Annotated in this window: 12 protein-coding genes; 3 read left to right on the top strand and 9 right to left on the bottom strand. The window is 75.4% G+C overall.

Annotation, left to right across the window (positions count from 1 at the left end; translation table 11 throughout):
• Positions 1 to 156: 156 nt before the first annotated feature.
• Positions 157 to 630 carry a MarR family winged helix-turn-helix transcriptional regulator gene (locus IE225_RS27760; RefSeq protein WP_190060374.1) on the bottom strand — a complete coding sequence of 158 codons (474 nt, stop codon included), beginning with the start codon at positions 628 to 630 and terminating at the stop codon, positions 157 to 159.
• A gap of 99 nt (positions 631 to 729) precedes the next feature.
• Between IE225_RS27760 and IE225_RS27755 the strand changes: the two genes are divergently transcribed.
• Positions 730 to 1,143 (top strand): organic hydroperoxide resistance protein, encoded by a 414-nt coding sequence (locus IE225_RS27755; protein WP_190060373.1) that lies wholly within the window; start codon positions 730 to 732, stop codon positions 1,141 to 1,143.
• 191 nt (positions 1,144 to 1,334) lie between these two features.
• Here IE225_RS27755 and IE225_RS27750 read toward each other — a convergent pair whose 3' ends face one another.
• The 8 genes from IE225_RS27750 to IE225_RS27715 form a co-directional block, all read right to left on the bottom strand.
• Complete coding sequence (locus tag IE225_RS27750; protein ID WP_190060403.1) at positions 1,335 to 2,636, bottom strand: hypothetical protein; 1,302 nt, start codon at positions 2,634 to 2,636, stop codon at positions 1,335 to 1,337.
• 125 nt (positions 2,637 to 2,761) lie between these two features.
• Positions 2,762 to 4,984, bottom strand: a complete 2,223-nt coding sequence (locus tag IE225_RS27745) for a bifunctional glycosyltransferase/CDP-glycerol:glycerophosphate glycerophosphotransferase (protein WP_190060372.1) — start codon at positions 4,982 to 4,984, stop codon at positions 2,762 to 2,764.
• A gap of 6 nt (positions 4,985 to 4,990) precedes the next feature.
• Positions 4,991 to 7,234 carry a bifunctional glycosyltransferase/CDP-glycerol:glycerophosphate glycerophosphotransferase gene (locus IE225_RS27740; protein ID WP_190060371.1) on the bottom strand — a complete coding sequence of 748 codons (2,244 nt, stop codon included), beginning with the start codon at positions 7,232 to 7,234 and terminating at the stop codon, positions 4,991 to 4,993.
• Positions 7,235 to 7,398: 164 nt separating this feature from the next.
• Positions 7,399 to 9,810 carry a CDP-glycerol glycerophosphotransferase family protein gene (locus IE225_RS27735; RefSeq protein WP_190060370.1) on the bottom strand — a complete coding sequence of 804 codons (2,412 nt, stop codon included), beginning with the start codon at positions 9,808 to 9,810 and terminating at the stop codon, positions 7,399 to 7,401.
• Positions 9,811 to 10,090: 280 nt separating this feature from the next.
• Positions 10,091 to 10,999 (bottom strand): carbohydrate ABC transporter permease, encoded by a 909-nt coding sequence (locus IE225_RS27730; protein ID WP_190060369.1) that lies wholly within the window; start codon positions 10,997 to 10,999, stop codon positions 10,091 to 10,093.
• A 145-nt stretch (positions 11,000 to 11,144) separates the two neighbouring features.
• Positions 11,145 to 12,488, bottom strand: a complete 1,344-nt coding sequence (locus IE225_RS27725; RefSeq protein WP_190060368.1) for a carbohydrate ABC transporter permease — start codon at positions 12,486 to 12,488, stop codon at positions 11,145 to 11,147.
• Positions 12,489 to 12,495: 7 nt separating this feature from the next.
• The gene (locus tag IE225_RS27720) at positions 12,496 to 13,905 is read right to left on the bottom strand and encodes an ABC transporter substrate-binding protein (protein ID WP_190060367.1); all 1,410 of its coding nucleotides are present in this window, start codon (positions 13,903 to 13,905) and stop codon (positions 12,496 to 12,498) included.
• A 326-nt stretch (positions 13,906 to 14,231) separates the two neighbouring features.
• A complete protein-coding gene (locus IE225_RS27715) occupies positions 14,232 to 17,978 on the bottom strand; it encodes an FHA domain-containing protein (protein ID WP_190060366.1) in 3,747 nt (1,248 codons plus the stop codon).
• Positions 17,979 to 18,617: 639 nt separating this feature from the next.
• Here IE225_RS27715 and IE225_RS27710 point away from each other — a divergent pair.
• The gene (locus tag IE225_RS27710) at positions 18,618 to 20,291 is read left to right on the top strand and encodes a serine/threonine-protein kinase (RefSeq protein ID WP_190060365.1); all 1,674 of its coding nucleotides are present in this window, start codon (positions 18,618 to 18,620) and stop codon (positions 20,289 to 20,291) included.
• Positions 20,292 to 20,414: 123 nt separating this feature from the next.
• Positions 20,415 to 21,692, top strand: coding sequence for a serine/threonine-protein kinase (locus tag IE225_RS27705; protein WP_190060364.1), 1,278 nt, complete (start codon positions 20,415 to 20,417; stop codon positions 21,690 to 21,692).
• Positions 21,693 to 22,180 lie beyond the last annotated feature (488 nt).

Genomic DNA, 22,180 nt, shown 5'->3' with positions numbered 1-22,180 from the left:
TATGCCGCTTTCCCGTTCATACGCGGGTAGTCGACATGAATAGCTCAGTAGTCGTACAAAATCACCCGGCGGGAGGGTGGGCCCGCTGCCGTGTTCTCCGCCGCACCCGCTGCCGGTGGCTCGTCAGTGGCCCGTCAGCGACTCGTCAGTGACTCGTCAACGACCCGCCGTGGGCAGTCCCGCCGTGTCCGACGCCGCCGCGTCCAGTGCCGTGGTGAGGCGGTCCAGGCGCTCCTTGAGTTCGCGGATCTCCTCGACGCCGTAGCCGGTCGCGGCCGCGATGCGGGCCGGCACCTCCAGGGCCCGCTCGCGCAGCGCGGCGCCGTCGTCGGTGAGCCGCACCCGTACCGAGCGCTCGTCGTGCGCGCTGCGCTCCCGGCGGACCAGGCCGGCTGCCTCCAGGCGCTTGAGCAGCGGGGAGAGCGTGCCGGAGTCGAGGCGCAGCCGCTCGCCGAGCTGCTTGACGGACATCTCGCCGTGCTCCCACAGCACGAGCATGGCCAGGTACTGCGGGTAGGTGAGGCCCAGGTCCCTGAGCAGGACGCGGTAGACGCCGTTGAAGGCCCGCGACGCGGCGTGCAGGGAGAAGCAGATCTGGCGGTCGAGGCGGAGCCACTCCTCGTCTCTCATGCCCCCATGGTAGCTCTCGCGCTATTAGATTGTGCGCAATTGAATTGCGTGCTCTACTTGTGGGTGTCAGTACGACGTTCCCCACAGGGAGGGATCTCCATGGACGCGCTCTACACCGCTGTCGCCACCGCCACCCACGGCCGCGACGGCCGCGCCGTCAGCTCCGACGGCCGGCTGGACCTCGCCCTCGGCACGCCGGTGGAGCTGGGCGGCAACGGGCAGGGCACCAACCCCGAGCAGCTGTTCGCCGCCGGGTACGCGGCCTGCTTCAGCAGCGCCCTCGGCCTCGTCGGCCGGCGGGCGAAGGTCGACGTCAGCGAGGCCTCGGTGACCGCCGAGGTCGGCATCGGCAAGCAGGGCGAGGGCTTCGGCCTCGCCGTCACCCTGCGCGTCGAGCTGCCCGACACGGTGGACGCGGCGACCGGCCGCAAACTGGTCGAGCAGGCCCACCAGGTCTGCCCCTACTCCAACGCCACCCGCGGCAACATCCCGGTCGACCTCGTCATCGAGTGACCGACGTCATCGAGTGACCGGCGACATCGAGTGACCGACGTCATCGAGTGACCGACGACCGGGCGAGCGGGCGACCGGGCGAGCGGGGGCCGAGCGGCCGAGCGCCGAGCCGTCGAGCGGCGGTCGCCGCGCACCGGCCCCCGCCCCGCCTCGTCCCGCAACGCCCCGCCCGCTTTGCTGGGGTGAGGCCGTCAGCCGGTGAGCAGGCGCTGCTCCGCCTGCGCCGGCCCCGGGATCCGCGCGCCGCCGGCCCGCCCCCGCAGCACCGCGTCCAGCAGCAGCGGCACCCCCACCACCGGCAGCAGCCACGCCAGTACGATCAGCCGGCCGCCCCACACGGTGATGTCGGGATGCGCCGCCTGGGTGAGGACACCGGTCGCCGCAGCGCCGAGCAGGAACACGCCGAACGCCCGGCGCCGCAGCGCCCCCCACGCCCCGGCCGCGAGCAGCGCCAGGAACAGCGGCTCGGTCAGCCCGCGGCGCAGCCACTCCACCCAGAAGCGGACCTCCAGCCGCAGCAGGTCCGGCCACGGGTGGGGGCGGTCGGGCAGGGCGTAGTGGTCGGTGAGCAGGTCCTGCAGGCTGTCGTACTCGGACGGGTAGTGCAGCAGCCGCGCCAGCAGCAGCGTGCCGGCGGCGGCGCAGCAGCCCAGCGCGGCCACCGCGAGGACCGCCCGCTGCGGCGGCCGGCCGCGCCACCGGCGCCGTACGGCGAGGGCGGCGCCCGCGCCGGCCAGGCACACGCCGAGGAACAGCGCCTGGGAGTGCTTCACCGCGAACAGCGCCGCCAGCGCCCCGCCCAGCAGCGCGACCCCGGTCCGCGGCCGCCCGTGCAGGGCCAGGGCGCAGCCCCACACGGCGGTCAGGGTGAGGGCGAGCAGCAGGCCCTCGGTCATCGGGCGCATCGCGGTGGTGCCGCACGGCAGCACGTAGTACAGCGCCTGCCCGGTCAGGGCCAGGGGCACCGGCAGCCGCAGCGTGCGCAGGATCAGGAAGACCAGGGCACCGCCCGCGGCGGCGGCCGTCACGCTCGCCGCCCACATGCCCCACGTCACCCCGAACACCGTCAGGAACGGCACCAGGAACATCGGGTAGCCGGGCCGCACCTCGAAGATCCGCATGAACCGCTCGGACAGGAACGGCGCCGTGTGCCCGCCGGTCTGCCCGGCCCGCAGCCGCGCCGACACCTGCCGCCACTGCTCGGCCCGGCACTCCCGGTACACCCGGTCCGCCGGGCTCGGCCCGCGGAAGCGCACCACGTCCACGCTGTGGTTGCGGCGCGCCATGGAGGCCCGGCTCGCGCAGGCGTAGTCGACGGCGACCGCGGCCGCCTCCCGCTTGTCGGCGCCGCGCAGGCTGACGGCGTACGACAGGTAGTTCTTGGTGTCGGGGGTGGCCCGGCCGCTGACGTTGGCGAGTTGCAGCACCGCGAACACGGCGGCCAGGACCAGGACCCAGGCGCGCGGCCGCGCCGCCGGCGTCCCGCGCGGCACCGCCCTCGCGAGAACCCTCAGGGGAGCCTTCACGACAACCCTCACGACACCCCCCACGGGAATCTTCCCGAGAACCCCCACAGGAACTTTCACGCGAACCCCCACGGGAATCTTCATGAGACCCCTCACGAGAAGGTGAGGAGGTTGTGGCCGGCGGGCGCCGGGGCCTGCGCCGGCACGGCGGCCGGCTCCGGCATCCGCTCGCCCAGCAGCAGCGTCCGCACCACCCGCTCGGCGGCCCGGCCGTCGTCGAACTCGCAGAACCGGTCTCGGAACGCGCCGCGCAGCCGCTCCGCCTCCGCGTCCCGCCACCGCCCGGAGGCGAACAGCCGCACCAACTCGTCGTAGGAGCGCGTCACATGACCCGGCGGTTCGGCCGTGATGTCGAAGTAGGCGCCCCGGCTCGCCGTGTAGACCTCCCAGTCGTCGGCGTGCACGACGATCGGCCGGTCCAGGTTGGCGTAGTCGAACATGAGGGCCGAGTAGTCGGTGAGCAGCATGTCGGAGGCGAGCATCACCTCCTCCACGTGCGGCTCGTCCGTCGCGTCGACGACCACCCCGCGCCGGGCCAGCTCGGTCAGGCCCAGGCCGCGCGCCGGGCCGGCGGCCAGGGACGGGTGCAGGCGCACCACGAGGGTGTGGCCCTCGCCCAGGTCGGCGGCGAGGCGGGCCGGGTCGATCCGCTCGACCAGCCCGCCGCGCCGGTGGTCGCGGCGCGTCGGCGCGTACAGCACCACCGTGTGCTCCCGCGGGATGCCGTGCCGCTCCCGGAAGGCGGCCCCCGCGCCGGGCGCGGCGCCGACGAGGACGTCGTTGCGGGGGCTGCCGGAGCGCACGGAGGTGAAGTGACAGGGGTAGGCCCGCTCCCACACCCGCTCCGAGTACCGGTTGGCGACCAGGCTGTAGTCCCAGCGGTCGGCGCGGCGCAGCATCTGCGGCACGTCCACCTGGAAGCGGGCGCCGGGCTTGTCCCGCAGGTCGGCCGCCATGTACTTCAGCGGTGTGCCCAGGTGGGTGTGGATGTGCACGCTGCCGGGCCGCTTGGCCGGGCGGCCGGGCCAGTTGACGTTGTTGACGAAGAACCCGGCCCGCGCGGCGAGCCGGCGGTGGCCCGGGGAGTCCAGCAGCACGTACTCCACGTCCTCGGGCAGCCGCGCCGCCACCTCCTCGTCGGCGACGACCCACACGCCGCGCAGGTGCGGCGCGATCTCCCGGGCCTTGCGGTAGATCGCGCCCGGGTCGCCCAGCACGCCCCGGTGCGAGAACGCCGAGTACAGCACCAGGTGCGGATCCAGCGGGCGGCGGGCGTGCAGCGCGAACCAGGCGTCCTTGGCCCGCCCGGCCGCCGCCCCGCGCACCCGCAGCGCCCGCCGCTGTGCCGCCCGCCGCACCGACTCCGCCTGCCGCGCGGCCCGGTAGACGGTGTACGGCCAGGTCAGCAGCCGCGTCTCGCCGGTGACGCGGGTGCCGCCCGCCGGCCAGTGGGCGCGGAACAGCTCGGCCGTCCGCAGGAAGAACTCCCGCTTGTCCCCGGGCGGCAGCCGGTCCGGTTTGGCGAGGACGTCCAGGCAGTGCTCGCCCATCTTGCGGTGCAGGTAGGGCCGCCAGTCCGCCAGCTCGGGATGGTCGTCGAGGTAGGCGAAGACCCGCTCGTACTGGTCGTGGACGTCGAAGTGCTTGCGGCTGGTGGTGGACAGGATGTTGCCCTGCCGGCGCTGCCGGTAGTTCAGGCAGATCCGGTCCAGCGTGGCGATCCGCCCGGCGCTCAGCATCACGGGGAACGTCCACGGGGTGTCCTCGTAGTAGCCGGGCGGGAAGGTGAAGCCGTGCCGGTCGACGAAGTCGCGCCGGTAGGCCTTGTTCCACACCACCATCAGCAGGTCGAGGATCTCCGGGCGCTCGGCGGCCGTGAACGTGCCGTCGGCGCAGTCCGCCAGGACGTGGGCGAGGGCGTTGCGGCGCATCCCGCCCCACCAGTAGGTGCGGGCATAGTCGAAGACCAGCACGTCCGGGTCGGCGGTCTCCGCCAGGCGGTCGGCGATCGCCTGCAGCGTGCCCGGGGTGAGGGTGTCGTCGCTGTCGAGGAAGAGCAGGTAGTCGCCGCCGGCGTGCGGCAGGCCCGCGTTGCGGGCGCGGCCCAGGCCGACGTTCTCCGGCAGGTGCAGGGCGGTGACGCGCGGGTCGCGGGCGGCGTACTCGTCGAGGATCGCGCCGCTGCCGTCGGGGGAGCGGTCGTCGACGGCGATCACCTCGAAGTCCGTGAACGACTGTCCGAGCACCGAGTCGAGGCACTCGCGCAGGAAGCCCTGCACCCGGAAACAGGGCACGACGATGCTGAAGCGGGGCACGGCGGGTCAGCTCCTTGTGAGGGGGCTTGTGCGGAGGCTGGTGAGGGGGACGGCGGCGGGGGCCGGGACGCGCTCCGCGAGCGGGGTCACGGGCGGGATCGCCTCCGGCGGCTCGCCGAGGAACACCCGGCGCACCACGCGCTCGGCGGCCCGGCCGTCGTCGAACTCGCAGAACCGCTCCCGGAAGGCGGCCCGCAGCCGGGCGGACTCGGCGCTGCGGTAGGAGCCGTCGGCGAACACCCGCGCCAGTTCCCCGGGCGTGCGCGCGACGGGACCGGGCGGCTCCGCCATCAGGTCGAAGTAGACGCCGCGGGTCTCGGTGTAGACGTCCCAGTCGTCGGCGTACACCACGATGGGCCGGTCCAGGTTGGCGTAGTCGAACATGATCGACGAGTAGTCGGTGACCAGGGCGTCCGCGGCCAGGCACACCTCCTCCGACGAGGGGTGCGCGGTGACGTCGATGACGCGCCCGCCGCCGCGCCCGCCGCCCCGGTCGTAGAAGTAGTGGGCGCGCAGCAGCACCACGACGTCGTCGCCGGCCGCCTCGCAGAACGCCTCCAGGTCCAGGCCGCCGGTGGCGAACCCGGTGCGGTGGTCGCGGTGGGTCGGGGCGTACAGCACCGCCAGCTTCCCCTCGGGCACCCCGAGTTCCGCGCGGATGCGGGCCACGTCGTCGGCGGTCGCCGTGTAGAAGACGTCGTTGCGGGGATAGCCGTACTCCAGCGCCTCCCAGGAACCGGGGAAGGCCCGCTCCCACATCTGGGTGGAGTGGCGGTTGGAGGACAGGTTGTAGTCCCACCGGTCCACCCGGCCCAGCAGTTTGGTGAAGCTGCCGGTCGCGGCGGCGACCACGGGATACGTCGACTGGTCCACGCCCATCTTCTTCAGCGGGGTGCCGTGCTGCGTCTGCACGTGCACGCTGCCGGGGCGCTTGACGACGCCCTCGGCGAAGTTGGCGTTGTTCACCAGGTACTTGGCGCGGGCCAGCACCTGCCAGTAGCGGCGGCTGCCGATCACGGCGTAGTCGACGCCGTCCGGCACGGTGTGCGCCCGGTCGGGCTCGACGAGGAACACCGACCGGATGTGCGGGGCGAGTTCGCGGGCCCTGGCGTGGATCGCGGCCGGGTTGCAGGCGTAGCCGCGGCCCCAGTAGGCGCAGTACACGGCGAGGTTCTCGTCCAGCGGGCGGCGCAGCTCGCGGGCGTACAGCAGGCGGGTGCGCAGGCCGCGCGGGAGGGGCAGGCGCCCGGCGGCCCGCGCGGCGGTGCGGTTGGTGCCGCGCAGCGCGCGGAACGCCGCGTAGGCGCCCGCCGCCAGCAGCCGGTGCTGCACGCCGAGGCTGCCGCCCGGCGGGCGGAAACCGGCCGGGCGGTGGCCGCGGTGGAGGCGGCTCGCGCGGCGGAAGAAGGCGCGGCGGCTGTCGGCGGGCAGCCGCTCGGGCCGGGCGGCCGTCTTCAGCACGACGGCGAACAGGTCGGCGAACAGCGGCCGCAGCCGCTCCGCCGGCAGGCCCCGCTCGGCCGCGGTGACCAGCACCCGCTCCACCTGGTCCAGCAGGTCGAGCTGGTGCGGGCCCGGCGTGTTGAGCCGGCTGCCCTGCCGCCGCACCAGATGCCGTACGACGACCTGCCGCAGCACCGCCAGCCGCGTCGCCGCCGCGGTCACCGCCCCCATCCAGCCGAGGTCCGTGAAGTGGCCGTCGGGAAAGGCCAGCCGGTACGTGACGACGAAGGCGCGGCGGTAGACGGCGCTCCACGCCGGAAGGGGCACGCCCGTCAGCCGCGGCACCTCGTCGGGGGTGAAGGCGCCGCGGGGCGCCTGCGCCAGCAGCGGGGCGGCCGGGTTGCCCGGCCTGCCCTCCCACCAGGGCACCCGCTCGTGCTCGGTGTACAGCACGTCGACGGCCCCGGGGCCGCCCACCTCGTCCAGGCGGTCGGCGATGGCCCGCAGCGCGCCCGGGGCGAGGGTGTCGTCGCCGTCGAGGAAGAGCAGGTGCTCGCCGCCGGCCCGCGCCAGGCCCGCGTTGCGGGCCGCGCCCAGCCCGGCCGCCGGCGGCGAGTGCACCGGGGAGAGCACCCGGGAGTCCCGCCCGGCGTACGCGGCGGCGACGTCCGCGCCCGGGGAGCCGGGCGCGTCGCACACCGGGATCAGCTCGAAGTCGCCGAAGGACTGCGCGAGGACCGAGTCCAGCGCCTGGGACAGCCGGCCCGCGACCCCATGGGTCGGGACGATGATGCTGAAGCGGGGCATGCTGCTCTTTCTGTTGTCGTCCTGCTGCTCGGGCCGCACGCGCGCGACCGCCGAACCGTTTGCGGGCGGCCCGGTCGTCCGGCCGGCCGCCAGGTGGACGGTCTGCACGGCGCCGGCCGTGACGAACGGAGGGGCATGGGAACTCCCGGAAGAGCAAACGTCGTTCAGTGGCTCTCGGTGACGGCCGAGAAGCCGGCGGGTTGCGGCACGGTGGCGAGCGGGGAGCGCGCGCGGGCCGCCGCGGAGGGCGCGGGCCGCCGCTCGGCGAGCGGGACGACCGGCGGCAGCCCGCTCGCCTCGTCCGTCTGGCCGTACACGACCCGGCGGACCACCCGCTCCGCGACCCGCCCGTCGTCGTGCGGGCAGAACCGCTCCCGGAACGCGGCCCGCAGCCGCTCCGCGCGCGCGTCGCGCCAGTGCCCGGCGGTGAAGACGTCGATCAGCTCGTCCTCGCTGTGCGCCACCGCGCCCGGCGGGTCGGACCACAGGTCGACGTAGCTGCCGCGGGTCGCCTCGAACACCTCGCGGTCCGGGGTGTACAGCACGATCGGCCGGTCGAGGACGGCGTAGTCGACCATGAGGGACGCGTAGTCGGTGACCAGGACGTCCGCCGCCAGGCACAGCGACTCCACACCCGGGTGGCGGGAGACGTCGATCAGGCCGGGCGCGCCGGGCGCCGGAAGCGGGTGGGCGGTGCGGGCCAGGACGACGAAGCCCGGGCCCAGGCGGCGCAGGACGCGCTCCAGGTCGAGGAGGGGCCGCTGGGTGCGCAGGTGGTCGCGCGGCGCGGGCGCGTACAGGACCGCCACCGCCTCCCGGGGGACGCCGAGCGCCTCGCGCAGCCGGGCCACGTCCTCCGCCGTCGCCGTGTGGAACACGTCGGTGCACGGGCGGCCGTATTCCAGCGTGGCGTAGGAGCCGGGGTAGACCCGCTCGTGGGTGAGGGTGGAGTGGCGGTTGGCGGACAGGGCGTAGTCCCACTGGTCGACGCCGTCCAGCAGCCGCGCGAAGTCCGTGCCGCGAGCGGCGGCCGGGCGTTCCTGCAGGTCCAGGCCGGTGTGCGCGAGCGGGGTGCCCTGGTGGGTCTGCAGCACGATCTGGCCCGCGCGCTTGGCCGGGCGGGGCGTGAGGGGGGAGTTCGCGAGAGGGGAGTCGTCGACCAGGTACGCGGCGCGGGCCAGCGCGGTGAAGTACGCGGCGGTGCCCGGGGTGAGGCGGCGGATGCCGGGCGGCACGGTGTGCCGGTGCTCGGGGCGGGCGACCCACGCGGTGCGGATGTGCGGCGCGAACTCGCGGAACGCGGCCTCCAGCGCGGCCGGGTCGCCGCCGTGACCGCCCTGCGCGGTGAACACCGCCCAGTCGGCGCGCAGCGGCAGGCACCGCTGGAGGCGGTGGTGGACGCGCAGCAGGGCGGTGCGCACGGTCCCGCGCAGGCGGGCGGCCGTCCCGCGGGTGCGCCGCAGGACGGCCGCGGCCAGGCCCAGCAGCCGGAAGGTGCGGTGCAGGCCGAGGCGGACCAGGGCGTGGCGCAGCCGGGTGCGCGGCGAGGGACCGGGCAGGGTCGCCCGCCCGGCGCCGGCTCTCCCGGCATCGGCCGTGCCGGAGGCCGGGGGGACGGCGGCCGGGGGAACGGAGGATGGGACAACGGCGGCCGGGGGAGCGGAGGTTGGGGGGACGGAGGTCGGTGGGACGGTGGCCGCGGGGGTGCGGTGGCGGCGGCAGTGGGCGCGGGCCGCGCGCAGGAACGCGGCCCGGGAGGCGCGCGGCAGGCGGCCGGGGCGGGTGAAGACCACCGTCAGGTGCTCGAGCATGCGGCGGAACAGCACCGGCCGCCAGTGGGCCAGTTCGGGCCGCTCGGCGAGGAACGCGAAGAGACGGTCGTACTGCGCGAACACGTCGAAGTGCCGGTCGCTGGTGGTGCCGAGGATGCTGCCGCGCCGGCGCTGCCGGTAGTGCACGCACACCCGGTCCAGCGTCGCGACCGACCGCGCGGTCAGCAGCGCCGGGTACGTCCACGGGGTGTCCTCGTAGTAGCCGGGCGGGAAGGTGAGGCCCTCGCGCTCGACGAACTCACGGCGGTACGCCTTGTTCCACGCCACCATCAGCAGCGTGAGTAGGCCTGGGCGGTCCTCGATGCGGAACGGCGCCGGGCCCTCCTCGGTGAGCTGGGCGGCGGCCTTGTTGCGCCGGGCCTCGCCCGTCCAGTACGTGCGGGCGTAGTCGTAGACCAGGACGTCCGGCTCGCCGGTCGCCTCGATCCGGTCGGCGATGGCCCGCAGCGCGCCCGGGGTGAGGGTGTCGTCGCCGTCGAGGAAGACGACGTAGTCGCCGCCGGCGTGCGCCAGGCCCGCGTTGCGGGCGGGGCCCAGGCCGGCGTTGCGCGGCAGGTGGACGGGTTTCACCCGCGGGTCGCGGGCGGCGTAGGCGTCGATGACCTCGCCGCACGCGTCCGGCGAGGCGTCGTCGACCGCGATCAGCTCCAGATCGGGGAAGGACTGCGTCAGCACGGAGTCCAGGCACTCGGGCAGATACGCCTGCACCTGGTACGCGGGGACGATGACACTGAACCTGGGCACGGGGACATCCATCGGTCGGCACGGGCGTGACGGGCGTTGTGCCCGGCAACGGCCGATGGAGTGACATGGTTACGGCGACTACGGCATTCGGGGGACACGGCGGGAACGTGGGGGAACGTGGGGGAACGCGGAGAGGGAGCGCGGGGGAACGCGGAGAGGGAGCGCGGAGAGGGAGCGCGGAGAGGGAGCGCGGGGGGAACGCGCAGGGGGCGGGCCCGTGCCGGACCCGCCCCCTGTGCGACGGCGCCGTCGTGCGGGCGGAACGGCGCCGTCCTGCGGGCTACTTGACCGCGCCCGCCATCACGCCGGAGACGAACTGCCGCTGGAAGGCGAAGAACACCACCAGCGGGATCACCATGGAGATGAACGCGCCGGGCGCCAGCACGTCGATGTTGTTGCCGAACTGGCGGACCTGCGTCTGCAGCGCCACCGTGATCGGCTGGGTGCCGGACTTGGTGAACACCAGCGCCACCAGCATGTCGTTCCACACCCACAGGAACTGGAAGATGGCCAGGCTCGCGATGGCCGGGCCGCCCAGCGGCAGCACCACCCGTGCGAACAGGCGCAGTTCGCCGGCGCCGTCCAGGCGGGCCGCCTCCAGCAGTTCGCGCGGGATCTCCGCGAAGAAGTTGCGCAGCAGGAACACCGCGAACGGCAGGCCGAAGCCGGTGTGGAACAGCACCACGCCGAAGACCGTGCCGAACAGGCCGATCTTGCCGAAGAGTTCGGCGATCGGGATGAGCGCCACCTGCACCGGCACGACCAGCAGGCCGACCACGCCCAGGAACCACCAGTCGCGGCCCGGGAACTCCATCCACGCGAACGCGTAGCCCGCGAGCGAGCCGACGACCACGACGAGGACGGTCGCCGGCACCGTGATCAGGACGGTGTTCACCAGGGAGTCGGTGATGTCGCTGTTCTCCAGCAGTTTCTGGTAGCTGTCGAAGGTGAGCTGCGAGGGCTTGCTGAACACCGTCCACCAGCCGCTGGCGCTCATGTCCTCCGGGGAGCGCAGCGACGACAGCAGCAGACCGATCGTCGGGACCAGCCAGAACAGGCCCACGACGATGAGGAACACGCGCAGCAGCCCGCCGCTGACGGCCCCGGCCAGCCGCGAACCGAGCGGCTGCCGCGCCTTCACCGGCTCCGCCTTGGTCACCTTCGGGAGAGTCCCGGCCTCCACGGTCATCGCCGCACCTCCCTGCCGGTCCGACCCGTGCAGGTCCGACTCGTGCCGGTCATCGCCTGACCTCCCGCTTGAGCCGACGCATGGTGCTGCATTCGTCCGGGGGGGCAACCCCCGGACCCCCGGCCGCCGGTCCGACTCGCGCCGGTCATCGCCGCACCTCCCGCTTGAGCCGACGCATGTTGAACAGCATCACCGGGATCACCAGCAGCAGCAGGAACACCGCGATGGCGCTGGCGATGCCGGGCTGGCCCTCGGAGAAGCCCTTGCGGTACAGCTCCAGCGCGAGGACGTTGGCGTCGTCCTGGGAGGAGCCCGGGGCGATGATGAAGACCAGGTCGAAGATCTTCAGCACGTTGATCATCAGGGTGACGGTGACGACGGCGAGGACCGGCGCCAGCATCGGCACCGTGATCCGGCGGAAGACCTGCCACTCGTTGGCGCCGTCGACGCGCGCCGCCTCCAGCAGCTCGCGCGGCACGCCCGCGAGCCCGGCCGCGATCAGCACCATCGCGAACCCGGCCCACATCCACACGTACGCGCCGATGATCGCCGGCGTGACCAGGGACGGGCCGAGCCAGTCCAGGCCGTTGTACGGCTCCTTGAAGTTGCTCGCCGGCAGCCGCAGCAGCGCGCCGTCGGCCTGGGCGGGCAGGGTGAACGTGCCGTCGCCGGCGGCCGTCGTCGACGCCACGACCTTGCCGTCCTTGACGGCCTCGATCCGCATGCCGGCGTACCCCAGCTCGCCCGGGTCGACCGCGCCGAGCCGGCCGACGCCCTTGCCGCGGGTGAAGTCCTGCCAGGTCGTGCCGGTGATCTTCCCCGGTTCCGGCTTGGCGGCCGCGGCCTTCTTGGCGCTGTCGGGCATCTGGTCGGGGGCGACGCCGACGAGCGGCAGGCCGACCGCCTGGCCGGTGTGGACGGCGGCCGCGGTGACGAATCCGCCGCTTTGCGGCCGCAGGGGCGAGTTGCGGCCCGGGTGCGCCTTGGGGAACGCCGAGGACTGGGCGAAGGTGTCGTGCACGCCGACCCACACCGCGTTCGCCACGCCCTTGTCCGGGTCCTGGTCGTAGACCAGCCGGAAGATGATCCCGGCGGCGAGCATGGAGATCGCCATCGGCATGAAGACGACCAGTTTGAACGCCGTCCCCCAGCGCACCCGCTCGGTCAGCACCGCGAAGATCAGACCGAGCGCGGTGGACACGGCCGGCGCGAACACCACCCAGATGATGTTGTTCTTCAGGGCGGTGCGGATGCCGTCGTCGGTGAACAGGGCCTTGTAGTTGTCGAAGCCGGCGAAACCGTCGCCGGAGGCGTTGGAGAAACTGCGGACGACCGAGTACCCGATCGGGTACACCACGAGCGCGCCGAGCAGCACCAGGGCGGGCAGCAGGAACAGCGCCGCCACCGTCCTGCGGGTGCCGGTCACGCTCCCGCGCCTCTTCGGTGCGGCGGGGGCCGCGGGGGCCCCCGCCGCCGTGGCCGACGTCATCGCCGGATCAGCTCCCGCTTCCGTAGGCCGCCGCCGCGTCCTTCTCCAGCTTCGCCTGCGTGCCCGCGACGTCCTTCGGGTTCTTCAGGAAGTCCTGCAGGTCCTTCCACTCGCCCTTGCCGGGCGTGCCGCCGAACGCCTGCGGCGCCTGGTCGGACATGTCGAAGCGGAAGTCGTCGCCGGAGGCGATGAGCGCCTTGGCGATGGTGCGCTGCACCTCGTTCGGGTAGGCCGACAGCGGGACGTTCTTGTTCGGGGACAGGTAGCCGCCCAGCTTGGCCTGGATGGTCGCCGCGTCCGGCGAGGCCAGGAAGGTCACCAGCGCCTGCGCCGCCTTGGAGTCCTTCAGGACGACGGCCGCGTCACCGCCGGTGACCACCGGCGAGCCGGCACCCACCGCCGGGAACGGGAACACCTTCGCGTCCGTGCCGACCTTCGCCTTGGTCTCGCCGATGTTGACCTGCGCGAAGTCGCCCTCGAAGACCATGCCGGCCTTGGGCTGGTCGCCGCCGGTGAAGGTCTGCGTCACGGAGGCCGGGAACTCCGTCTGCAGCGCGCCGTTCGGGCCGCCCGCGAGGTAGTCCTTCTTGCCCCAGATCTGCGCGAGAGTCGTCAGCGCCTGCTTGACGGACGGATCGGTCCACTTGATCTTGTGCTGGGCGAGCTGGTCGTACTTGTCCGGGCCCGCCTGCGAGAGGTAGACGTTCTCGAACCAGTCGGTCAGCGTCCAGCCGTCGGCGCCGCCGACGGAGAACGGCGTCACACCGGAGTCGTAGACCGTCTGCGCGGTGCCCAGCAGGTCCTTCCAGGTCTTGGGCTCCTTGGCGCCCGCGTTCTCGAAGACCTTGGCGTTGTACCAGATCAGCGACTTGTTGGCGGCCTTGTAGTAGGCGCCGTACTGCTTGCCGTCGACCTTGCCGATGTCCTGCCAGCCCGGCGAGTAATTCTTCTTGAGCTGCTCCTGCGCCGCGCTGCCCAGCGGCTTGGCCCAGCCCTTGTCGACGGCCTGTTTGATGGCGCCCGGCTGCGGCAGCAGCGCCACGTCCGGCGGCTGGCCGCCCGCGATCTTCGAACCGAGGAAGTTGATGATGGGGTCCTGGGCGGGGACGAACGTCACCTTCGCGCCCGTGCGCTTCTCGAACTCCGCCAGCACCTTCTTGAAGTTCTTCTGCTCGCCGCCCGTCCACACCGCGGCGACCTCGAGACTCTGGCCGTTCAGTTTCGGAAGGCTGACCGTGCTGCCGGTCGGGGTGCCGCTCTCCTTGGAAGAGCCGTCGTTGTCGTTGCCGTCGCCGCCGCAGGCGGTGAGCGAGAGCGCCAGCGCTCCCGCGCACAGGGCGGCCGCGGCGGCTCTGGCGGCCTGGCGGGCCGCCGGGCGGGTCGTGCGTGTCCGGATGGTGTGGCTCGTACTGCGCATCACTGCCCCGTTCTTCGTTCCTCGTCGAACGTCGAGCGCTGTCCCGTGCGCTCTGGTGTACGCCCGACACGTTCCGGGCGGCAAGAGCGCCCACGCGTCCGGGCGCTTGATCGTGATGGGCTCGTGACCAGGCACGGCACGTTCGGGTGACGGGGGGCGGGGGGCTGCGCGGGGCCCCGGACGCGCGGCGGCGCCCGGGGCGGTGACGGTGCCCGCGGCGGTGGATGGTGTCCGCGGCGGCGACGGTGCCCGCGGCAGGGTGGGCGGTGTCCGCGGCGACGGGCGGTGTCCGCGGCGGTGAGGTGCTTGCGGCGGCGGACGGCGTCTCAGAGCAGCGACGGCATCTCCGCCGCCGCGACCTGGCGGGCCGCGCGCTCCATCGCGCTGGCGAGCAGGGCGAGGTCGGTGGGCCCGTTCCCCAGCTCCCGCACGGGCCGCCGGGCCGGGGGGTCTCCCATCCGCTCCCACTCCAGCGGCACCACTGTGGGCCGCTGCGTCGCCGTCCGCGGAATCCGCCCGGTCACCCGCCCGCCCTGGAACGGCGTCACCGAGCCGTCCGCCGCGGCCAGCCGTCCCCGGCCCGGTGCCGGAGCGTCGGTGCCCGATCCGGGCGCCTCCAGCGTCACCCGCAGCGCGGCCCGCCGGGCCGGCTCCGACTCGGCGGTACGGCCCCCGGTGCCGGCCGCCGCCACCAGGTGCACGCCGAGCCGCCCCCCGTCCCGGGCCACCGCCTCCAGCGCCCGTATGACGGAGCCCGCGGCCGGCCGCCCGGGGGCGCCGAGGGCGGGTGCGAGCAGCGCGTCCAGGTCGTCCACGACCACCACCAGCCGGGGCAGCGGCGGTGTCGCCCCGGCCTGCGACCGCTCCCGCGCGGGCCGCAGCCGCAGCGTCGAGCTCGACGCCGGGTCCAGGTCGGCGGCACCGCCGCCGGGCGCGTCCGCCCGGTCGGCCGCGATGCCCCGGCCGGCCGGGGTGATCCGGTCCGCCGCGGTGATCCGGTCGGTCGGGGTGCCCCGGTCGGTCGAGGTGATCCGATCGGTCGGGGTGATCCGATCGGTCGGGGTGATCCGGTCGGTCGGGGTGATCCGGTCGGTCGGGGTGCGCGGCGCGACGAGGCGGCCGGAGACCGCACGCCGCGTGTGCCACTCGGCGAAGTCGCCGCGCCCCAGCAGCTCGGCCCGCCGCTTCAGCTCGGCGGTCAGGGACTGCGCGAACTCCCGCATGCGCACGGGGTCGTTGGCGGTGAGGTGGGTGGTGACGTGCGGTACGTCCGTGCACACCCGCAGGCCCTCGCCGGGCCCGCCGCCCGCGCCGGCGCCGTCACGCCCGTCGACCAGCACGATGCCCAGCCGGTCCGGCCGCTCCGCGGAGGCGAGCGAGGCGACCACGGCCCGCAGCAGCTCCGTACGTCCGCTGCCGGCCGGTCCCTCGACGAGCAGGTGCGGCCCCTGCGCGGCGAGGTCGACGCCGACCGGGCCGCGCGGTCCGGCGCCGAGCACGGCCCGGGCGCGCCCGCCGACGGCCGTCGCGTCGTCGGCCGCGTCCGCCCAACGCGCCATCAGGGACGCCGGGGTGGCCCGGGCCAGCCCCAACTCGTCCAGCAGTCGTGCCGACTGCGGCAGCGGCGCCGCCACGCGCGCGTGCCGCTGCCCGTCCGCCCCGTCCGTCCGCAGCGGCGCCAGCGCCCGCGCGAACCGCTCCGCCCAGGCGGCCGACACGGCGTCCACGGCGGCCACGGTGCCGTGCCCGACGAAGCCCGGTTCGGCTCCCCGCGGGGACGGGGGCACGGCGCCGGGGCCGGGGTGCGGCGCGGCGGCGCCGGAGCGCGGGCGGGGGACCGGGCGGGCACCCGCCCGCGGGTCCGCCCCCGGCAGCCCGGCCAAGGGCGCCGCGGGCCCGGCCGTCGCGGCCGTCCCGGCCCGCGCCACCCGCATCAGCCGCAGTGCCGTCGCCACGTCGCCGCTGAGCAGCGCGACCGCGCCGCACGCGCGGAACGCGGGCGCGACCGCGCACGCCGCCTCGTACGTCTCCGTCACCGGCGACACCGGGGAGGCGGACGCCGTCTCCGCCAGGCACACCACGTGGACACCGGCGCGCGATCCCTCCTGGGCCAGCCGCAGCACCGCCTCCCGCACGGCGGCGCTCCCGGGATCGCCGTCCACGACGAGCACGCTGTACGGGCCGGGCACGGCAGCCGGGGCGGTCCCGGCGGCCTCGGCTGCCCCGACGGCCTCGCCGGTGTCCCGTGCCCAGGACGGGCGCCGGGGCGGCACGGCCGGCCGGGGATCGGCGGCACCGGGTGCCGGGGCCGCGGGCGGGTCCTGCAGCCGGCGCAGCAGCTCCCGCGCGCGGGCCGCGGCCTGGTCGTCGTCGAGGGCGAGGAGCAGGCGGCAGTCCTGGCCGTGCCGCGGGCGCACATGGGGCAGCCAGCCCAGCCACGCCCACTCGGCGGTCCACTCGGCCAGGGGCCGCGAGCGGTCCGCGCTGATCAGAACGATCTCCAGGGTGTCGGGGGAGTGCAGCGCGGCGAGCTGCGCCAGCACCGCGCGGGCCAGCCCGGCCAGCCGTTCGCGCGGCCCGGCCAGGCCCAGCGACCCGACCTCGCGCAGGTCGGTGGTGACCGGGACGGCGGGCAGCAGCCCGGAGCCGTCGGGTGCGGCCCGGTCGGCCGTGCCGAGCCGGACCGTCAGCGCCTCCGGGTGGTCCGGGCCGCGTTCCCACAGGCGCGGCCCCGGCCCGAGCGCCGTCAGCAGCAGCGCCGCCGGATCCGGCCACCTCTCCGGCGCCTGCGGCGCGGCGGCCGCGGGCGCCGTGCGCGCCGCGGACGACCCGTTGGCGTACGCCTCCCCGGCGTACGCCTCCCTGGCATCCCGCGGCTGCTCGCCGCGGCCGGAGGCCAGCCGTCGCGCCCACGCGGCCAGCCCGCCCCGGCGGCGCACGCCCGGCGGCACCTCGGTCCCCCGCAGCGGCGTGCCCTTGCGGCCCCTGCCGTCGGCCGCCGCGGCACCGGCCGCCCCCGTACCGGCCGCCCCCGTACCGGCCGCCCCCGTACCGGCCGCCGCGGCACCGGCCGCCCCGGCACCCGCTGTCTTCGCGTCCGCCACCCCCGCGTCCGCCGTCCCTACGTCCGCCGTCCCCGCGCCGGTGAAGGCGCCGGGACGGCCGGCCACACCGAAGTACGCGGCATGGGTGTCGTCCTCCGGGCCCGGGTCCCGGTGCCCGGCCCGCCGCTCCAGCGGCGGCGCCCCGGCCCGGCCCGGCACCAGCGGCGGTTCCCCCGCCGGTCCCGGCACGGGCTGCGGCGCCGGTCCCGGCACGGCCCCGTGCTCCCGGGCGCCCGCCCCGCCCGCGGGGGCGGCGGCCGGCGCACCCGGCCGGCTCCCCGCGCCGCTCGCCGGCGCACCGGCCGCCGCCAGGTCCGTGAGCACCCGCAGGTGCCCCTCCCCGTCGGCCGCCGTGCGCACCCGTGCCCCCGGCCCGCCGGGCGGGGCCAGCCGCAGGGCGGACTCGCCGATGCGCAGCAGCGCGCCCGGGACGAAGCGGACGGGGTCGGTGCCCACCCGGGCGCCGTTGAGGACCGTTCCGTTGGTGGAGTCCAGGTCGGCGACGGACACGCGGCCGTCGGGGGCGAGGGTGACCGCGCAGTGCAGGCGGGAGACGTCCGGGTCGTCGAGCGGGACGTCGGCGTCGGCGGAGCGGCCGACGGTGACGCGCCCGCCGTGCAGGAGGTGGACGCCGCCGGCGTCGGGGCCGGCGACGACGTGGAGCTGGGCCGGGGCGCCGTCGAGCTCGGGGTGGGGCTCGGGGTCGGCGGGGGCACCCAGGGACAGCACGGCGCCGTCGACCAGGGGCGGCTCGCCCAGCGTGCTGCGCTGCGGGTCGAGCCGTTCGGCGCCGGCGTACAGCACGGCGGAGCCGCCGTCGCCGCCGGAGACCGCCGACGCGAGCGCGGAGGCCACCGCGGCCAGGGCCGTACCGGTCGGCGCCGTCACCAGCACGTCGCAGCGCGCGGCGCGGCCCCGCGTCTCGGGGGACGGGGCCAGCGGGTCTACGACGGTCAGCCGGATCTGCATCGCCGTCAGCGGTCCCTTCTGCGCGGGCGCCCGGACGGAGGCAGGGGGACGGGGCCGGCCCGCGGTTCCCCCCTCGCGGACTTCCCCCACCGCCGCACGAGCACGTCGGCCAGTACAGGGGCATCCTCGCACCTGCCGCTGACAACGTGCCCGCCGTCCACGGTCAAGTGATCTTGATTGGTCGGCTCTGCCCGCAAAAATGCCTGCCCAGCGGCCCATCCGTGACCGTTTGAGATCGGTCACGTTCGCCGACCGGCAACCAGCGCACCGAAGCGCGCGTCTTTCCTTCGAACATGTACGGCCATGTACGGCTCTCCGTCCGCCATGTACGGCTCTCCGTCCGCCGATCACGTGCGGTATGTCCACCGACCACGTGCGGTATGTCGGGTCCGTCCAACACGTCCGGTACGTCGGTCCGTCGAACGCGGACGGCGTTCCGTCCGTAGTTATCTGCCCGTGCGGCATACCGGCGGCGCGGGCGGCGGACGGACGGCGGACGGGCGGGCGGCCACGCGTGGCGCGCACCGGTGACGGCCCGGTGGCGCGCGGTGCGGCACTACAGTGGGTCGGAAGGACCCGCAGCACGCCGGAGACGGCGGCCGGACCGACCAGGCAAGCGAGCAGCAGGGAGCGCATGACGTGCGGCCGGTAGGCAGCAAGTACCTGCTCGAGGAGCCGCTCGGGCGCGGCGCCACGGGCACCGTCTGGCGTGGTCGCCAGAGGGAGACCGCGGGCGCCGAGGCCGCCGTGCCCGGCCAGCCCGGCGAGACCGTCGCCATCAAGGTCCTCAAGGAGGAGCTGGCGAACGACCCGGACGTCGTGATGCGGTTCCTGCGGGAGCGCTCCGTGCTGCTCCGGCTGACCCACCCGAACATCGTCCGGGTGCGCGACCTGGTCGTCGAGGGCGACCTGCTGGCGCTGGTCATGGACCTCGTCGAGGGTCCCGACCTGCACCGCTACCTGCGCGAGAACGGCCCCTTCACGCCCGCCGGCGCCGCTCTGCTGACCGCGCAGATCGCCGACGCGCTCGCCGCCAGCCACGCCGACGGCGTCGTGCACCGCGACCTGAAGCCCGCCAACGTGCTGCTCCAGCAGCAGGGCGACCAGTTGCACCCGATGCTGACCGACTTCGGCATCGCCCGGCTGGCCGACTCGCCCGGCCTGACCCGCACCCACGAGTTCGTCGGCACGCCCGCCTACGTCGCGCCCGAGTCCGCCGAGGGTCGCCCGCAGACCTCCGCCGTCGACATCTACGGCGCCGGCATCCTGCTGTACGAGCTGGTCACCGGGCGTCCGCCGTTCTCCGGGCAGACCTCCCTGGAGGTGCTGCACCAGCACCTGAGCGCCGAGCCGCGCCGCCCCTCCACCGTGCCCGACCCGCTGTGGACGGTGATCGAGCGCTGCCTGCGCAAGAACCCCGACGAGCGGCCCGGCGCGGTCGGCCTCGCACGCGCGTTGCGCGTCGTGGCCGACGGCATCGGCGTACACGCGAACTCCGCGCAGATCGCCGCCGCCGAGAACGTCGCCGCGCTCCTCGCCCCCGACCCGGCGCCCGCCGCCGTCCCCGGCACGGGCGCGGCCGGCGCCGCCGACCCGACGCAGGTGCTGCCGCGCGGCTCCGCGGCCGGGCCCGCCGGGGTCTACGACCCGAACGCCGCCACCAGCGTGCTGCCGCACACCTCCGGCCCGCCCGGCGCCGCCGACCCCACGCGCGTCATGCCGCCCGTGCCGCCGGGACAGTCCGGCGAGGACCAGGGACAGCAGCCCGAGCAGCCGCACCCCTGGCAGACGCAGCTGCGCGCCGCGCGCGACCGCAACGAGCAGACGCAGATCCAGTACCTCGACCCCAGCGAGGACCCGCTGCGCCGCCGCCCGCACCGGCAGGTGGCCCGGCCCCAGCAGCAGCCGCCGCGCGCCCCCGAGCGGCAGCGCCCGCAGCAGCGGCCCCAGCGGTACGCCACGCCCCAGCCTCAGCCCCAGCGGTACGCCACGCCGCAGCCGCAGCAGTACGCGCCGCCCGCACCGCCCGCGCCGCAGCGGCCCGCGCGCGAGCCCCGGCCGCCGCGGCAGCGCAGCGCCAACCCGATGCGGATCCCCGGGCTCGGCTGCCTGAAGGGATGCCTGTTCACGATCGTCATCCTGGTCGTCGCGAGCTGGCTGATCTGGGAGCTGAGCCCGCTGCGGGACTGGATCGGTCAGGGCAGGGGCTACTGGCAGCAGCTGAGCCACTGGTTCCACACCGTCAGCGACTGGGTCGGGAAGCTGAGCAACGACGGCGGTTCCGGCGGTTCCGGCGGAACGGGCGGCAACTGACGGCCGGCCCGGCGGCAGGCTTGGGGATGTGTCGACATCCGCCGGGTGATTTCCGTCTCCGCGGCGGGGGCCGGCTCTCCGGACGCGTAGTTTTGTCGGCAACACGCGTCTGTAGGAGCAGTCTTGGCACGGAAGATCGGCAGCCGGTACACCGCCCACCAGATCCTGGGCCGGGGCAGCGCCGGCACGGTGTGGCTGGGCGAGGGACCGGACGGTCCCGTCGCCATCAAGCTGTTGCGCGAGGACCTGGCCTCCGACCAGGAACTCGTCGCGCGCTTCGTGCAGGAGCGCACGGCACTGCTCGGCCTGGAGCACCCGCACATCGTCTCCGTGCGCGACCTCGTGGTCGACGGCAACGACCTCGCGCTCGTCATGGACCTGGTCCGGGGCACCGACCTGCGCACCCGCCTGGAGCGGGAACGGCGGCTCGCACCCGAGGCCGCGGTGGCCATCGCCGCCGACGTCGCCGAGGGCCTGGCGGCCGCGCACGCGGCGGGGGTCGTGCACCGGGACGTCAAACCGGAGAACGTGCTCCTCGACATGCAGGGCCCGCTCGGGCCCGGCGGCGCGCACCCGGCGCTGCTGACCGACTTCGGCGTGGCCAAACTGATCGACGCGCCGAAGCGGACCCGGGCCACGAAGATCATCGGCACGCCGGACTACCTCGCCCCGGAGATCGTCGAGGGCCTGCCGCCACGCGCCGCCGTCGACATCTACGCCCTCGCCACCGTGCTGTACGAGCTGCTCGCCGGCTTCACGCCGTTCGGCGGCGGACACCCGGGCGCGGTGCTGCGCCGGCACGTCACCGAGACCGTCGTACCGCTGCCGGGCATCCCCGACGAGCTGTGGCGGCTGCTGGTGCAGTGCCTGGCCAAGGCGCCCGCCTCCCGCCTGCGCGCCTCGGAGATGGCCGCCCGGCTGCGCGAGCTGCTGCCGCTGCTCGCCGGGATGCCGCCGCTCGACGTCGACGAACCCGACGTCGACCCGGTGCAGGACGCCCCGGAGGAGCCGGCCGCGGCGGCCGGGGCGTCCGGGGCGGCCGGGGGCGGCGGCGGTACGGGCGGGTCCGGGCCGGTGCGGCGGCGGGGTGCCGTGCCGCTGGTGCCGGGGGCCAAACCGGACTCCAACCGTGACACCCACACGTCGATGCGTGTGCCGGGGCCCGACGAGCTGGCCGGCGGCGCCCGGGGCACCGCCCGCGCGCCGCGCGCCGCGGGGGCCCCGCGGCCCGGATCCGCCCGGCACCGGGCAGCGGCCCGGCGGCGCCGGATCGCCCTCGGGGCGGCGGCCGTCGGCCTCGCGGCCGCCGTCGGGATCGGGGCGTGGCTGGCGGCGGGCGACGACGATACGGGGGCGCCTCCGCGCGGCGGTACGTCGACGTCGGCGCCGGCGGTGCCGTAGGCGGGGCCTCCCGTTTGCCCACCCGCCCGCCCGTCCCAGTGGGTCACAGCCCACCGCCACGGGGCTCCGCCCCGGACCCCGGCGGGGGCTGCGCCCCCGGGGGTTTCCCGCCCACCCGCCCGTCTCGGTCGGACAGAAGGCCCCGCCACGGGGCTCCGCCCCGGACCCCGAGCGGGGGCTCCGCCCCCTGCGCCCCCGGGAGGTTTCCCACCCGCCCGCCCGTCTCGGTGGGTCACAGCCCACCGTCACGGGGCTCCGCCCCGGACCCCGGCGGGGGCTCCGCCCCCTGCGCCCCGAGGGGCTTCCGCCTCACGACCGGGCGAGGGCTGCGCCCCGCACCCTTGGCCAGGACTCTGCCCCGCACCCTTGGCCAGGACTCTGCCCCGCACCCTTGGCCAGGACTCCGCCCCGCACCCTTGGCCAGGACACCGTCCCGCACCCCCGGCAAGGACTCCGCGCCAGCCCCCACCAGGCGGACCGCCACCCCC

Origin of the sequence: Streptomyces echinoruber (genome assembly GCF_014651135.1) — a bacterium.
GTDB classification, from domain to species: domain Bacteria; phylum Actinomycetota; class Actinomycetes; order Streptomycetales; family Streptomycetaceae; genus Streptomyces; species Streptomyces echinoruber.
The sequence above is the reverse complement of the archived record's forward strand: the minus strand, read 5'-3'. Positions and strand labels throughout refer to the sequence as shown.

Bases quoted from the DNA above. Each gene is read 5' to 3' on its own strand.
- IE225_RS27760 (WP_190060374.1), bottom strand. From the start codon at position 630: ATGAGAGACGAGGAGTGGCTCCGCCTCGACCGCCAGATCTGCTTCTCC.
- IE225_RS27715 (WP_190060366.1), bottom strand. From the start codon at position 17,978: ATGCAGATCCGGCTGACCGTCGTAGACCCGCTGGCCCCGTCCCCCGAG.
- IE225_RS27740 (WP_190060371.1), bottom strand. From the start codon at position 7,234: ATGCCCCGCTTCAGCATCATCGTCCCGACCCATGGGGTCGCGGGCCGG.
- IE225_RS27725 (WP_190060368.1), bottom strand. From the start codon at position 12,488: ATGACGTCGGCCACGGCGGCGGGGGCCCCCGCGGCCCCCGCCGCACCG.
- IE225_RS27720 (WP_190060367.1), bottom strand. From the start codon at position 13,905: ATGCGCAGTACGAGCCACACCATCCGGACACGCACGACCCGCCCGGCG.
- IE225_RS27755 (WP_190060373.1), top strand. From the start codon at position 730: ATGGACGCGCTCTACACCGCTGTCGCCACCGCCACCCACGGCCGCGAC.
- IE225_RS27730 (WP_190060369.1), bottom strand. From the start codon at position 10,999: ATGACCGTGGAGGCCGGGACTCTCCCGAAGGTGACCAAGGCGGAGCCG.